The 11,811-nt window shown below is 64.1% G+C and carries 12 protein-coding genes and 1 tRNA gene; 8 read left to right on the top strand and 5 right to left on the bottom strand.

Features of this window, described 5'->3' with window-relative positions; genetic code table 11:
* The first annotated feature begins 6 nt into the window (after window positions 1-6).
* The 5 genes from KPL81_RS12500 to nanR all read left to right on the top strand — a co-directional run bounded on the left by KPL81_RS12500 (window position 7) and on the right by nanR (window position 4,911).
* Window positions 7-999 carry a sialic acid TRAP transporter substrate-binding protein SiaP gene (locus tag KPL81_RS12500; RefSeq protein ID WP_219792465.1) on the top strand — a complete coding sequence of 331 codons (993 nt, stop codon included), beginning with the start codon at window positions 7-9 and terminating at the stop codon, window positions 997-999.
* Window positions 1,000-1,063: 64 nt separating this feature from the next.
* Complete coding sequence (locus tag KPL81_RS12495) at window positions 1,064-1,618, top strand: TRAP transporter small permease (protein WP_219792464.1); 555 nt, start codon at window positions 1,064-1,066, stop codon at window positions 1,616-1,618.
* A gap of 35 nt (window positions 1,619-1,653) precedes the next feature.
* Window positions 1,654-3,021, top strand: coding sequence for a TRAP transporter large permease (locus KPL81_RS12490; RefSeq protein ID WP_219792463.1), 1,368 nt, complete (start codon window positions 1,654-1,656; stop codon window positions 3,019-3,021).
* A gap of 21 nt (window positions 3,022-3,042) precedes the next feature.
* Window positions 3,043-4,113 carry an Ldh family oxidoreductase gene (locus KPL81_RS12485; RefSeq protein ID WP_219792462.1) on the top strand — a complete coding sequence of 357 codons (1,071 nt, stop codon included), beginning with the start codon at window positions 3,043-3,045 and terminating at the stop codon, window positions 4,111-4,113.
* Between the two features lie 81 nt (window positions 4,114-4,194).
* The gene (nanR, locus tag KPL81_RS12480) at window positions 4,195-4,911 is read left to right on the top strand and encodes a transcriptional regulator NanR (RefSeq protein ID WP_219792461.1); all 717 of its coding nucleotides are present in this window, start codon (window positions 4,195-4,197) and stop codon (window positions 4,909-4,911) included.
* Between the two features lie 176 nt (window positions 4,912-5,087).
* Here the strand turns inward: nanR and KPL81_RS12475 are convergent, their stop codons facing one another.
* The 4 genes from KPL81_RS12475 to kduD form a co-directional block, all read right to left on the bottom strand.
* Window positions 5,088-6,728 carry a UxaA family hydrolase gene (locus KPL81_RS12475; RefSeq protein WP_219792460.1) on the bottom strand — a complete coding sequence of 547 codons (1,641 nt, stop codon included), beginning with the start codon at window positions 6,726-6,728 and terminating at the stop codon, window positions 5,088-5,090.
* A 22-nt stretch (window positions 6,729-6,750) separates the two neighbouring features.
* The gene (locus tag KPL81_RS12470) at window positions 6,751-7,614 is read right to left on the bottom strand and encodes an ureidoglycolate lyase (protein ID WP_219792459.1); all 864 of its coding nucleotides are present in this window, start codon (window positions 7,612-7,614) and stop codon (window positions 6,751-6,753) included.
* Window positions 7,615-7,661: 47 nt separating this feature from the next.
* Complete coding sequence (locus KPL81_RS12465; RefSeq protein ID WP_219792458.1) at window positions 7,662-8,411, bottom strand: SDR family oxidoreductase; 750 nt, start codon at window positions 8,409-8,411, stop codon at window positions 7,662-7,664.
* 148 nt (window positions 8,412-8,559) lie between these two features.
* Entirely contained in the window at window positions 8,560-9,312 is a 753-nt protein-coding gene (kduD, locus tag KPL81_RS12460; RefSeq protein WP_240549225.1) for a 2-dehydro-3-deoxy-D-gluconate 5-dehydrogenase KduD, read from the bottom strand.
* 287 nt (window positions 9,313-9,599) lie between these two features.
* Between kduD and KPL81_RS12455 the strand changes: the two genes are divergently transcribed.
* Window positions 9,600-9,676: transfer RNA gene (locus KPL81_RS12455), tRNA-Pro, on the top strand.
* 81 nt (window positions 9,677-9,757) lie between these two features.
* On the opposite strand, the gene KPL81_RS12450 is transcribed toward KPL81_RS12455, so the two are convergent.
* Window positions 9,758-10,120, bottom strand: a complete 363-nt coding sequence (locus KPL81_RS12450) for a hypothetical protein (protein WP_219792457.1) — start codon at window positions 10,118-10,120, stop codon at window positions 9,758-9,760.
* Between the two features lie 181 nt (window positions 10,121-10,301).
* Between KPL81_RS12450 and KPL81_RS12445 the strand changes: the two genes are divergently transcribed.
* Complete coding sequence (locus tag KPL81_RS12445; protein WP_219792456.1) at window positions 10,302-10,475, top strand: DUF2970 domain-containing protein; 174 nt, start codon at window positions 10,302-10,304, stop codon at window positions 10,473-10,475.
* Between the two features lie 179 nt (window positions 10,476-10,654).
* The gene (gene coxB, locus KPL81_RS12440; RefSeq protein WP_219792455.1) at window positions 10,655-11,773 is read left to right on the top strand and encodes a cytochrome c oxidase subunit II; all 1,119 of its coding nucleotides are present in this window, start codon (window positions 10,655-10,657) and stop codon (window positions 11,771-11,773) included.
* Window positions 11,774-11,811: the final 38 nt, after the last annotated feature.

Here is an 11,811-nt window from a genome sequence, read left to right as displayed (position 1 = left end):
AACAAGATGGTCAAGCAGAGCAACCGCCAGCGGAATCGCTGGCTGTCGACCACGCTGCTGGTGACGGGAATGAGCGCCGCCGGTGTCGCAGCTGCCGAGTCTCTTACCTTCGCTCACGTCTACGAGACATCCGAGCCCTATCATGAATGGGCTCTATGGGCGGCGGACGAGATCGAAGCACGCACCGAAGGGCGCTACACCATCGAGGTGCACCCTGCCTCCTCGCTGGGCAAGGAGGCCGACATCAACGAAGGGCTGGGCCTGGGTACCGTCGATCTGATTTATACCGGTAACCAGTTCGCCGGCCGCTTCTACGGCCCCATCGGCATTGCCGGGGCGCCCTACATGTTCCGTGACTTCGACCACTGGCAGACCTACGCCGACAGCGACCTGTTCAAGGAGATAGCCCAGGGCTACCAGGACGAGACCGGCAACGTACCGCTGGCGATGAACTACTACGGTCGCCGCCATACCACCTCGAACAAGCCGATCAACGAGCCGGCGGACATGGAGGGGCTCAAGATTCGTGTGCCCAACGCACCGATGTACATGATGTTTCCCGAGGCGGTGGGCGCCAACCCCACGCCGATCGCCTTCGCCGAGGTCTATCTGGCCCTGCAGCAGGGCGTGGTCGAAGCCCAGGAGAACCCGCTGCCGACCATTCGGGCCAAGGCATTCCACGAGGTGCAGGACTATATCAACCTCACCGGCCACATCACCGATTCGCTGATCACCATTGCCGGCGGCCCGCTGTGGAACCGACTCTCCGAAGAGGACCGCGAGATTTTCCGTGAGGTCTATCAGGAGGCGGGCGAGAAGATCACCCAGGACATCCAGCAGCAGGAGCAGGATCTGGTGGCCTGGTTCGAGGAGCAGGGCACCACGGTCAATGAGGTGGATACCGGGCCGTTCCGTGAAGCCGTCATGCCGCACCATAACGGCGAGGCGGCGACCTGGGACCAGGAAACCTACGATCGGCTGCAGGCCCTCGGCCAGTAAGCGCTCGTCTGCCAACGCTGAAGCCTCCATGCCCCTGGCGGCATGGAGGCCGTAGGAGGTCGTCATGTCGGATGAGCATTTCCCGCCTGGGCAGGAGCTGGGCTCGATCGAGGCCGAGGAACTGGACAGCTTCGAGTTCCGGGATTATGCCGTCGAGGACTACATCACCCTGGCGCTGTTCTGGGTCCTGCTGGTCATCGTCTTCTTGCAGTTCTTCAGCCGCTACGTGCTGGGCGATTCCATTGCCTGGACGGAAGAGATGGCACGCTATTTCCTGATCATGGTGGGCTTTCTGGGCAGCGCCATGGCGGTCAGGAAGAATTCGCACATTGCGGTGGAGTTCTTCTACCGCTACTTGCCCGGAACGACAGGGCGGGTCATGGCCACTCTGGTCGATCTGGCCCGCATCGTGTTTCTCGTCGGCGGCTGCTGGATCAGCTATCAGCTTGCCGCTCGTACCCACTCCATGATGGTGTCGGTGGATATTCCCAAGAGCTACCTCTATTACGTGGTGTTCGCCGGCTTCGTGCTGATGCTGCTGCGTGCCATTCAGGTCGCCGTGCGCCACTGGCGAGAGGGTACCAGCGAACTGCTGTTTACGGATGACGACGCACCATGACCCGCTATCACGATGACACGTCCCGGAGTGCGCCCATGACCCCCAGCCGACGCGGCCCGCTGGTTCCACCGATCATTGCCGCGACTGCCGTTGGGCTGTGCCTGTTTCTGGCCCTGCAGGGATATTACCTCGGCTTTCTCTTCGCCAGCCTCTTTACCATGCTGCTGCTGGGGATCCCCATCGCCATCGCCCTGGCCGGTTCCTGCCTGATGTATGTCTACCTCACCGGGCGGGTGCCCGATGTGGTCGTCGCCCATCGCATGATCAACGGAGTCGACAGCTTTCCGCTGCTGGCGATTCCGTTCTTCATCCTGGCGGGCAACCTGATGAATAACGGTGGTATCACCACCCGCATCTTCGATTTTGCCAAGGCGTTGATGGGCTGGATGCGCGGCGGTCTCGGCCACGTCAACGTCGGTGCCAGTATCGTGTTCTCCGGCATGTCGGGAGCGGCGGTGGCCGATGCCGGCGGGCTAGGTACCATCGAGATCAAGGCCATGCGCGACGCCGGCTATGATCAGGAGTTCGCGGTCGGTATCACCGCGGCCTCGTCGACTATCGGACCGATCATTCCACCGAGCCTGCCGATGGTGATCTATGGCGTGATGGCTTCCACCTCGGTGGGTCAGCTGTTCGCTGCCGGTCTGATTCCCGGGCTGCTGATGGGGGTAGTCCTGATGGTGATGATCACCTGGCTTGCTCGCCGCCGCGGCTACCCGCGGGATGCCAGCTTCTCGCTGGGTTTCCTGGGGGTTGCCGCCAAGCGCGCGTTCCTCTCGCTGATGACGCCGGTGATCATCGTCGGAGGAATCATCACCGGGGCCTTTACTCCCACCGAGGCAGCCATTGCGGCGGTGATCTATGCCTTGCTGCTGGGTACCGTGGTCTACCGTACCCTGACCTGGCGACGTCTGCTGAAGGTCAGCATGGAGACCATCGAGACCACCGCGATCATCCTGTTCATCGTTGCCGGTGCCTCAATCTTTGCCTGGATTCTGACCAGCAATCAGGTGACCCAGCACGTGGTGGCGCTGATGGGGCCATTCTCGGACAGCCAGTTTGCCGTGCTGTTGTTCGCCAACCTGGTCCTCCTCGTGGTCGGCTGCTTCATGGAGACCATCGCCGCCATCACCATCCTGGTGCCGGTGCTGCTGCCGCTGGCGGTCGCCGCCGGGGTCGATCCGGTGCACTTCGGCGTCATCATGGTGCTCAACCTGATGATCGGTCTGCTGACGCCGCCGGTGGGCATGGTGCTCTACGTGCTTTCTCGGGTTTCTAACATCTCCTTCGAGAAATGCATGCGCGGCACGCTGCCGTTCCTGGTGCCGTTGGTGCTGGCGCTGCTGTTGGTCACCTTCATACCGGCCATTTCCATGTGGCTACCGACACTCTTCTATCGCTGATTCGCTTGCTGAGGAGACCCGATGTCCCGCACTTACGAGCCCGCCGCCCGGGTTTCGGCCGAAGCCCTGTCTACCTTCATGCGCCAAGCCCTGGCTCGCTGCGAGGTGGACGGTGCCACGTGCGAGGCGGTTGCCGATGCGCTGGTGACCGCCTCGCGCATGGGCACCGACAGCCATGGCCTGCGCCTGCTGCCGCACTACGTCAATGCCGTGCAAGGCGGGCGCATCAGGCCGCAGGCGGACATGCGCTTCACCCGGCGTCTGGCGGGAACCGGCTATCTCGATGCCGGCGATGGCTTCGGCCACCGGGCCGGCTATGTCGCTATCGATCACGCCATCGCCCTGGCCGACGAGGTCGGCATCGGTGCGGTGGCCGTGGGGCGCTCCTCACACTTCGGGGCGGCGGGCTGCTACGCCCTGGCGGCTGCCCGGCGCGGCTATGTGGGGCTCGCGACCTGCACCGCCGACGCCCTGGTCAGCCTGCACCACGGGCAGGGCCCGTTCCACGGCACCAATCCCATCGCCTTTGCCGCGCCGGTGCCCGACCAGCCTCCTTACCTGCTCGACATGGCGACCAGTGCCATTCCCTGGAATCGCGTGCAGCAGTACGCCGCCATCGGACGCGAGCTGCCGCCCAACGTGGTCGTCGACGCGGCGGGCCGGCTCACGACCGATGCCTCCCGTGCCGCTTCGCTGCTGCCGCTGGGTGGTGCCGACTTCGGCTTCAAGGGGGCAGGGCTCGCCGGCATGGCCGAAGTGCTCAGCGCCACCCTGACGGGAATGGTGCATGGCTTTCGCCTGCTGCCGATGAGTGGCGATGACATGAGTACGCCGCGCGGTGTCGGGCATTTTTTTCTGGTCATGCGCCCCGATGCCTTCGTCGAGCGCGAGATCTTTGATCGCGGCATGCTGGATTACCTTGAGGATCTACGCACGCAGCCCGCCTTGGAGGGTGAAGAAGTGCTGGCGCCCGGCGATCGCGAGTGGCGCTGCCAGGCGCACCGCGACAAGGAGGGTATTCCACTCGACCCGGCCAACGTGGCGGCGTATGCCGAGCTGGCCGAGCGGCTCTCGATCCCTGCGCTGATTTAGCGTCCCGTTCGGCGCTGAGGATGCAGTACCATAAGGGCGGGGCCGTGAGGGCCCGGATTGGCTGGCCAGGAGTTGCATTGCATGAGTCGATACAAGGTGGAGCGCAAGACGCTGTCCGAGCAGGTGGCCGAACAGCTCGAGGCGGAGATTCTCGAAGGCCGGCTGAAGGAGAACGATCAACTGCCCTCGGAGCGGGAACTGATGGAGCAGTTCGGCGTCGGCCGCCCGGCGGTACGCGAGGCGCTCTTCCACCTGCAGCAGCTCGGGCTGATCGCCATCAACAGCGGTACCCGCGCCCGGGTGATTCGACCCACCGCCGAGGCGGTCATGGCGCGGCTCTCCGGCGTTACCCGCCAGTTGCTGTCCAAGCCCGATGGCCAGCAGTACTTCCAGGAAGCCCGGGCCATGTTCGAGATATCGCTGGCGCGCTATGCAGCCCTGCATGCCGGCGAGGAGGACCTTAAGCGCCTGCGCGATGCCTTGGCCGACAACCGGGACGCCATCGGCGACGAGGCACGCTTCAAGCGCTCGGACAACGATTTCCACGGCGTGCTGGCGAGCATTGGCCGCAATCCCGTCTTCGATGCCATTCACGTGGCGCTCTCGGAGTGGCTCGACGACCGTCGTGCCCAGGTATTGCAGCAGAAGGACGAGGACAAGGCGGCACTCTCGGCCCACGAGGCGATAGTCGCGGCCATCGAGTCGGGCGACCCCGATGCCGCCGAGGCGGCGATGCGGCGCCACCTGGACCGCCACTACGGAACCTATATGAAGCTCAAGAAGCGCCTTTCGGAATAAACAAATGCCTGCGCGAGCGAATCGCTGCGTTGCGCGGTGCTCGGAATCCTCACATATACCCCATATGCTCCGGTTCCTGTGCTCCGTGCGCCTTGCGCTTCATCTCGCTCGCCAATTTGCTCAGCGCTTCCAAACTCCGCTTTCATCACTCGATTCCGCCTTATCTCAATTCCGCCCTATAAAGAAACGCCGCGCTTCCAGGGTATGAAATCATACTGCGCCAGGCGCACCGCGTGGGGCCGGTAGCGGCCCGAGGCGGTGTCGATGCAGAGCTGCAGCAGTCGCTCGGCGAGCTCGTCGATGCTCGCCTCGCCGCGAATGATCGGCCCGGCATCGAAGTCGATGACGTCCGCCATGCGCGCCGCCAGTTCGCTGTTGCTGGCGATCTTCAGCACCGGGGTGATGGGGTTGCCGGTGGGCGTGCCCAGTCCCGTGGTGAACAGGATCAGGTTGGCGCCGGAGCCGGCCAGTGCGGTGGTGGATTCGACGTCGTTACCCGGGGTGCAGAGCAGGCTGAGGCCCGCGCGGGATTGCGGTTCGGTGTAGTCGAGTACGTCTACTACCGGGCTGTCGCCGCCTTTCTTGGCCGCCCCGGCGGATTTCATGGCATCGGTAATCAAGCCGTCACGGATGTTGCCGGGTGAAGGGTTCATCGAGAAATCGGCACCTACCTGCGCGGCGTGCCGTTGATAGGCTTCCATCAAGGCGCGGAAGCGCTCGGCCACGCTGTCGTCGCGGCAGCGGACCATCAGCTCGTGTTCGACGCCGCACAGCTCGGGGAACTCGCTGAGCATGCCGCTGCCGCCCAAGGCCACCAGGCGGTCGACCACCGCTCCCACCAGCGGGTTGGCCGAAAGCCCCGAGAAGCCGTCGGAACCACCGCACTCCACCCCGAGCGTGAGCGCCGATAGCGGGGCAGGCGTGCGCTCGATGCGGTCGGCTACGGCCAAGCCATCGAAGATGGTGGTCAGGGCCTCGCGAATCAGGGCTTCTTCGCTGGTGCTGGCCTGTTGCTCCAGGTAGTGGACCGGGCGCAGTCCTTGGGGATCGCGCTCGGCCACGGCGGCCTTGAGCATCTCGATCTGCGCCTTCTGGCAGCCCAGGCTGAGTACCGTGGCGCCGGCCACGTTGGGGTGGCAGATGTAGCCCGCCAGCAGCTGGCAAAGGGCCTGGGCGTCGTCGTCGGTGCCGCCGCAGCCCAGGGTATGGGAGAGAAAGCGGACGCCATCGACGTTGGGAAACAGGCGTTCGACGGCTGCGATCTCGCGCGCTTCGTCGCGCTTGCCGTGCAGCAGCTCGCGGGCCATGCGCTTGTAGTCGCGGTAGGGGTCTTCGCCCAAGGCATCGGCGACGCACTGGCGCAGCACCTCGATGTTGCGGTTCTCGCAGAACACCAGCGGCACCACCAGCCACACGTTGGCCGTGCCGACCTTGCCGTCGGGGCGATGAAAGCCCTCGAAAGTGGCGCCGGCAAAGGCCGTTACGTCCGGAGCGTGCCACTGGCCACGCCTGGCCTGCGGTGTGGTGGAAGCGGTGCTGTGCTCGGTGTTGGCGACACTGATGGCGGTGCCGGCGGGGATGGGGCACGTCGCTCGCCCCACGGTGACACCGTACATGATCACGGCATCGCCGGTCGCCAGGTCTGCGAGGCTGAACTTGTGCTTGTGGCGCACCGGCTCGGTCAGCCGCAACTCGCGACCGTCGTCGACGACCCGGGTGCCGGCCGGCAGGTCCTTGAGGGCAACGCGCACATTGTCGGCGGCATGAACGCGCAGAGTCGCCAATTGGCCGCTGCTGCTGGCAATGGTGTCGCTCATCTCGGGCTCCGGGGAAATGGGCTCATGCCTCGGGAGGCGTTGCCGGATCGGCGACGACGTGCTGGGTCTGGGTGCCCAGGCCTTCGACGCCGAGGCGCATCTGCTGGCCGGATTTCAGGTAGACCGGTGGCTTCTGGCCCATGCCCACGCCCGGCGGAGTGCCGGTGGAGATGACGTCGCCCGGCTCGAGCGTCATGAATCGGCTCAGGTAACTGACGAGGAACGGAATGCGATAGACCATGGTGCGGGTGGAGCCGTCCTGGTAGCGATGACCGTCCACTTCCAGCCACATCGCCAAGTCGTGTGGGTCGGGCACTTCGTCCGTCGTGACCAGCCAGGGGCCCAGCGGGCCGAAGGTATCGCAGCCCTTGCCCTTGTCCCAGGTGCCGCTGCGCTCGAGCTGGAACTCGCGCTCGGAGACGTCGTTGACCACGCAGTAGCCTGCCACGTGCTCGATGGCGTTGGCTTCTTCGACGTAGCGCGCCCGCTTGCCGATGACTACACCTAGCTCGACCTCCCAGTCGGTCTTCTGTGAGCCGCGGGGGATGATGACGTCGTCGTTGGGGCCGCAGATGGCGCTGGTCCACTTGTTGAACACGACTGGCTCGGGCGGTACCTCGGCGCCTGTCTCGGCGGCGTGGTCGGAGTAGTTGAGGCCGATGCAGATGAACTTGCCTACGCGTCCCACGCAGGGGCCGAGCCGGGTATCGGCGGGGACTTCTGGCAGGCGCGCGGGATCGAGCCTGGCGAGCTCCGCCAGGCTGCCTTGCCCCAGGTGGTGCCCATGCAGGTCGTCGATATGCGCCGAGAGGTCGCGAATCACGCCATCGGCGTCGAGCAGGCCGGGTTTTTCGTGGCCCTTGGGACCGAAGCGCAGCAGTTTCATGTCGTCTCATCTCCTGGTTATTCATTCAGCCCGAGCGCGGCTCGGATTCAGATCAGCCAGCCGCCATCGATGACCTGGGCGGTGCCGGTGGTGTAGGCGGATTCGTCCGAGGCGAGATAGGTGGCCAGGGCGGCGATCTCCTGTGCCGTGCCGAGCCGCCCAAGCGGCTGGCGGGCGAGGAATTCGGCATGTACCTCGGCCTCGGATCGGCCCTGTCGATGGGCCTGGTCGCGAATGCGCTGACGCAGCGAGGGCGAATCCACGGTGCCGGGACAGATGGCGTTGCAGCGAATGCCCTGGGCGATGTAATCGGCGGCGATCGACTTGGTCAAGCCGAGCACCGCGGCCTTGGTAGTGCCGTAGGCGCAACGGTTGGGTACGCCCTTGAGGCTGGAGGCCACCGAAGCCATGTTGATGATGCTGCCGCCACCCTGTGCGAGCATGCTGGGCAGCAGGGCGCGGGTCAGGCGCATCATGGCGGTCACGTTGAGGGCCAGCGAGAGCTCCCAGTCGGTGTCGCTACCATCGAGCAGCGAGCCGCTGGCGACAAAGCCGGCACAGTTGAACAGCACCTGTAGCGGAGGCAGTTCGTCGGCAATGGCCTCGACGGCGGCCGAGTCGAGCACGTCCAGGCGGCGGGTCTCGATGCCGTCGACGGCCGCCAGGTCGTCAAGCTTAGCCGCATCGATGTCGGTGGCGATTACCCTGGCGCCCTCGGCAGCGAAGCGCTCGGCCGTCGCACGCCCGATACCCTGACCGGCCGCCGTGATCAGCGCCGTCTTGCCGCGCAGTCGCATAGCGATTCCTCGTTGTCGTTATTTAATTGCCATCGTCGTCGTGATGGGCCGGCATCGCGCTTGTTGGTATGACAGGATGCTAGCCTGACATTCATCCCGATTATGGTTCAGCTCGGGGGAAATGCAACTCGGCGCCGGCGTGACAGCTTCAGCGGGCGAGCCAACCGCCGTCGACGGCAAGAGCATGGCCGTTGACGTAGCTTGCGGCATCGGAGCAGAGGAAGACGGCGGCGCCGCCCAGGTCCTCGGGCGTTCCCCAGCGGCCGGCAGGAATGCGCCCGAGGATCTCGGCGCTGCGCTTTTCGTCCTCACGCAGCGCCTGGGTGTTGTCCGTGGCCATGTAGCCCGGCGCAATGGCATTGACGGTGATGCCGTGGGCGGCCCATTCATTGGCCAGCAGGCGGGTCAGCCCAAGGATGCCGCTCTTGCTGGCGGTGTAGGAGGGCACCCGGATGCCGCCCTGAAACGACAGGACCGAGGCGATGTTGACGATGCGCCCCGGTGCCTGGCGCTCGATCAGGTGACGCGCCACCTGCTGGCTGAGAAAGAAGGCCGCCTTGAGGTTGATGTCCATCACCTCGTCCCAGTCCGCTTCGGTGAAGTCCACTGCCGGGGCGCGGCGGATCGTGCCTGCATTGTTGATCAGGATATCGAGATGTCCCAGGCTGTCGATGGCCTGATTGACGATCTCTTCCGCAGGGTCATGGCCCAGTTGGGCTTCGAGGTTTACGTAGCGACGCCCGCAGGACTCGATGCGCTTGCGGGTCTCCTCGGCGGCGCGCCGATTGACGCCGACGATGTCGGCACCGGCCTCGGCCAGGGCCACGGCGATGCCTTGGCCGAGGCCCTTGTTGCAGCCGGTAACCAGGGCGGCGCGTCCTTCCAGCGAAAAGCGTGTCATACGGATCTCCCTCTGTGCAGTGAGTGATAGAGGCAAAGAGAGAAGATAGTCTCGATCCTGCACGAAGGAGGAGAGTGCTGTGAACGGAAGGACTCGACGAGGAAGGCGCCGAAGGGGTGGGTCGGCTCCTCTGACCCGGCAAACAACTGAAAGGAAAGTACAAAAGGGACTTTCCATTTGAGCTCGAACGCGCTAGTATACGCCTCGTTCTCGGGGCGCCGGCCAGGTCGGTCAGCCCGGAAGCGTCGAATGACGTCAGTTTTTTCTGGCGCAAGTCGACAAAAAGTCGGAGCGTGGCGCAGCTTGGTAGCGCGCTGCAATGGGGTTGCAGAGGTCGCAGGTTCGAATCCTGTCGCTCCGACCACGAAACACAGTCAAAACCGCCGCTTACGGGTCATGCCGGGCGGCGGTTTTGCGTTTTGGCTTGGCTAAAACACAGTTCCGTTCAGATCTCCTCCCAAATACGCCGCCTGAATTCCTGGGGCAGGCTGGCTACCTGCTTCAGTCGCTGCATTTGCTGGTCGGCGACCTCTCGGGCAATTTCCTCGTAGCACTCCTTCATCTTCTCCGGATCGGCGCCATGGGTCTCGTAACAATGGCTGAGCTGTTCGCCTGCCGCCGAGAGGGCGGAAAAGAAACGGGCTTCCTGCTGCAACATTTCGCAGGTGCACTCCATGCAGGCCAGTTGAAAGCGAGTCATCGGAGCAAGGCCTTGCACGCACTGCTGGGACCACCACTCGATCATGGGTTGTGAAGCATCGAGCGCAGGGGTGAAACTGAAGGGACTGTTAGCTGACGGGCTGGCCATGAGCAGGCTCCAAACGTGGTAAACGGGAGGAGAGGTAATCATCCTGAGTGTAGCGCACGCCGTCCTGTAGGACAGATGTTTTGCTGCGCTGCATTATGAAAAGTTCGACTTTCGGGGGCTTGTCTCTTGGCCCTTCGTTCATGGCATGCTTTGTCGAGCCGAGCGGAAGAAGGAGCCGGTTATGTGGGAGGTCGTCAAATCGGTATTGGCCGCTTTTCTCGGCGTGCAGCGTGAGCAGCAGCGGCTCAAGGATTTCGAGAAGGGCAATCCGGTCGCCTTCATCGCCGTTGGCATCGTGATGGGGGCCGTGCTGGTGGGGTTGATCGTTCTGGTGGCGAGCCTTGCAGCGGGGTAACGCTCACCGGCGTTGCGTTGATTGGCGCGTTAGCCAGCAGGCATGGCCGAGGGCAGTGACTTTCGAAACCAGATATCTATACTCGATGAAGAAGCGGCTAATGTTCTCAGGAGGAGAGCCCCCGATCCCTGACCCTCGGGGTTGCCGTTCCGGTACAACTACAACTTCGGGAGGCGTCGATGCGCACTCTGCTCGTCTGGTTGGCAGGGGGCTTGACCCTTGTCGGCTCGAGCCAGGTGGCTCTGGCTAACGGCTGGAACATGCCCGTTGGGGTTTCGACCCTGAGCGGCGAGATCTATGGCCTGCACATGACCATTTTCTGGATATGCGTGGTCATCGGCGTGGTCGTGTTCGGGGTGATGTTCTATTCCCTGTTCAAGTTCCGCCACTCCCGGGGGGCCAAGGCCTCCAACTTCCACGAGAACACCACCGTCGAGGTCATCTGGACCATCGTGCCGCTGTTGATTCTGGTCGGCATGGCAGTGCCCGCCACGGCGACGCTGCAGAAGATCTACGACCCCTCCGAAGCCGAGCTCGACGTAATGGTTACCGGCCAGCAGTGGCGCTGGCGCTACGAGTACCTCGGCGAGGACGTCTCCTTCATATCCAACCTTGCTACCCCCAGGGCACAGATCAACGGCGAGGAGGCGCGTGGCGAACACTACCTGCTCGAAGTCGACGAACCGCTGGTGCTGCCCGTCAACCGCAAGGTGCGCTTCCTCTTTACCTCGGATGACGTGATGCATGCCTGGTGGGTGCCCCAGCTTGCCGTCAAGCAGGACGCCATTCCCGGCTTCGTCAACGAGAACTGGGTGGAAATCCAGGAGCCCGGCATATACCGAGGACAGTGCGCCGAGCTGTGTGGCGTCGACCATGGCTTCATGCCGATCGTCGTGCATGCCGTCGAAGAGGAGGAGTTCGATACCTGGCTGGCCGAGCGTAAGGAGGCTGCGGCCGAAGAGGCCATGGGTATCGACCGCGAGTGGGAGATGGACGAACTGATGGAGCGCGGCGAGGGCATCTACAGCAGCATCTGCGCCTCCTGCCACCAGCCCGAGGGTCAGGGCTCGCCGCCCGCCTTCCCGGCCCTGGCCGGTAACGAGCAGCTCATTTCGGACAAGGACTGGCACGTCAACAAGGTGATCAACGGCGTGTCCGGCTCCGCCATGCCCTCGTTCCGCAATACGCTCAACCCCGTCGAACTGGCCTCGGTGCTCACCTATACGCGCAACGCCTGGGGCAACGATACCGGTGAAGTCGTTCAGCCCGCCGAGATCGCCGAACGGCTGGAGGAGTGACGGCAGGCACGGCGTGCGCGCCGTGCCACCCTGACATG

This window comes from Billgrantia antri, assembly GCF_019430905.1.
GTDB classification, from domain to species: Bacteria; Pseudomonadota; Gammaproteobacteria; order Pseudomonadales; family Halomonadaceae; genus Halomonas; species Halomonas antri.
The sequence above is the reverse complement of the archived record's forward strand: the minus strand, read 5'-3'. Positions and strand labels throughout refer to the sequence as shown.

Bases quoted from the DNA above. Each gene is read 5' to 3' on its own strand.
- KPL81_RS12495 (WP_219792464.1), top strand. From the start codon at position 1,064: ATGTCGGATGAGCATTTCCCGCCTGGGCAGGAGCTGGGCTCGATCGAG.
- KPL81_RS12470 (WP_219792459.1), bottom strand. From the start codon at position 7,614: ATGAAACTGCTGCGCTTCGGTCCCAAGGGCCACGAAAAACCCGGCCTG.
- KPL81_RS12465 (WP_219792458.1), bottom strand. From the start codon at position 8,411: ATGCGACTGCGCGGCAAGACGGCGCTGATCACGGCGGCCGGTCAGGGT.
- KPL81_RS12490 (WP_219792463.1), top strand. From the start codon at position 1,654: ATGACCCCCAGCCGACGCGGCCCGCTGGTTCCACCGATCATTGCCGCG.
- nanR (WP_219792461.1), top strand. From the start codon at position 4,195: ATGAGTCGATACAAGGTGGAGCGCAAGACGCTGTCCGAGCAGGTGGCC.
- kduD (WP_240549225.1), bottom strand. From the start codon at position 9,312: ATGACACGCTTTTCGCTGGAAGGACGCGCCGCCCTGGTTACCGGCTGC.
- KPL81_RS12445 (WP_219792456.1), top strand. From the start codon at position 10,302: ATGTGGGAGGTCGTCAAATCGGTATTGGCCGCTTTTCTCGGCGTGCAG.
- coxB (WP_219792455.1), top strand. From the start codon at position 10,655: ATGCGCACTCTGCTCGTCTGGTTGGCAGGGGGCTTGACCCTTGTCGGC.
- KPL81_RS12500 (WP_219792465.1), top strand. From the start codon at position 7: ATGGTCAAGCAGAGCAACCGCCAGCGGAATCGCTGGCTGTCGACCACG.
- KPL81_RS12485 (WP_219792462.1), top strand. From the start codon at position 3,043: ATGTCCCGCACTTACGAGCCCGCCGCCCGGGTTTCGGCCGAAGCCCTG.
- KPL81_RS12475 (WP_219792460.1), bottom strand. From the start codon at position 6,728: ATGAGCGACACCATTGCCAGCAGCAGCGGCCAATTGGCGACTCTGCGC.
- KPL81_RS12450 (WP_219792457.1), bottom strand. From the start codon at position 10,120: ATGGCCAGCCCGTCAGCTAACAGTCCCTTCAGTTTCACCCCTGCGCTC.